A 1514-nucleotide genomic window follows, 5' to 3' on the forward strand; every position below is an offset into this window, starting at 1 on the left:
GCTGACGTGCATCGATCACGTCATGCACTGGTCGAGATGGCGCCGCGAACGCCAGCACCAAGCCCGCACCTGCCACCGACGGCGCGGCCACCGACCGCCACCATGACCGAGTGCCGTTGCAGTACTAATACTCCAGCCGCACTTCGTTAGGTATGTCGTTCGCGTCGGCGGTAGTGGCTTTCGCGGGCGCGGTGTTGGTGTCGGCGTCGCCAGGTCGACCAGGCCCAGCGCAGGGTCTGGGTAGGGATGTGGATTAGAGGTGCCAGGAGACGTCGGATCTCGGCGAGGGTGAGCGGGATGAGGCCGCTGCCAGGTCTTTTGGGGCGATCGCGGCGGTGACCGAGAGGTAGGCGTGGGCGAGCAGGGCCAGGGTGGTGTGGCGGTACCAGGCGTCGTAGCGGCGGACCTGGTAGTGGTCGAGTCCGACTTCGTTCTTCGCGGTCTGGAAACACTCCTCGATCGCCCATCGGGTGCCGGCGACCCGGATGAGGTCGTCGTCGGTGGTGCCGGGCGGTCCGGCGCACAGGTAGTAGGCCAACTCGGGCTCGACCCCGGCCTCGACCTGGTTGTCGGTGAGGATCTGGCGGCGCACCAGCAGCCAGCGTCCCCACCCGGCAGGGGCGTTCTCGGGCGGATACAGCGAGGCGACGGCCCAGTCGTAGAACCGCTCACCCTTGACTCCTGAGCCGGCGGAGCGCCGCTTCCACGCCTGCTCCGGGGCGCGGGCGACGAGGTCGTCGGCCCGGCGTGAACCGGCCATCTGTGTGAGGTCGCCGTCGACTGACAGCGGGATGGTCTGGCTGCGCGCAACGGCGACGACGTAGCCGATCCGGCGCTGCTCGCACCAGGAGCGGAACTTGTAGTCCTGCCCGTAGGCCTCATCGGCGGCCACGAACGATGCGGGGACGCCGGCGTCGAGGGCGCGCCCGAGCATCTGTTTGGCCAGTCCGGTCTTGGTGGCGAACTCGACCTCGTCCGGGACCGCCGCGGCCCGGCAGCGTTCCCGGTCCGAGGTCCAGGACTTGGGCAGGTAGAGCTCGCGGTCGATCAGGGTGCGGCCCTTGCCGGTGGCGTAGGCCAGGAACACCCCGAGCTGGCAGTTCTCCACCCGTCCCGCGGTGCCCGAGTACTGCCGCTGCACCCCGGCGGACTTGGTGCCCTTCTTCAAGAACCCGGTCTCGTCGACGATCAGCACCCCGCCGGGCTCGCCGAGGTGTTCGACGACGTAGTCCCGCACGTCATCGCGGACCCCGTCGGCGTCCCACGCTGCGGCGTTGAGCAGCCGCTGCATCCCGTCCGGCGTGGAATCACCGGCGACCTCGGCCAGCGTCCACCCGTTCTTGCCCGCCAACGGCGCCAACAACCCACGCACATACGCCCGCGCCCGCCGCCGCGGCTCCGCCCGGAAGAACCGGCCGGCCACCAGCCCGAACAACCCGTCCAGGCCACCCGCCCACGCCTCGAGATCCTCCACCGTCTCCACAAGATCAGAGCCTAACGGAAGATCACCTAAC

The 1514-nt window shown here is 69.4% G+C and carries 1 protein-coding gene; it reads right to left on the minus strand.

Translation table 11 applies throughout. The annotated features are described in order from the left end of the window. Window positions 1-253 precede the first annotated feature (253 nt). A complete protein-coding gene (locus tag VGD70_RS28880; RefSeq protein WP_422653100.1) occupies window positions 254-1483 on the minus strand; it encodes an IS701 family transposase in 1230 nt (409 codons plus the stop codon). Window positions 1484-1514 lie beyond the last annotated feature (31 nt).

The organism is Actinophytocola sp. (assembly GCF_036402745.1).
Classification (GTDB): domain Bacteria; phylum Actinomycetota; class Actinomycetes; order Mycobacteriales; family Pseudonocardiaceae; genus Actinophytocola.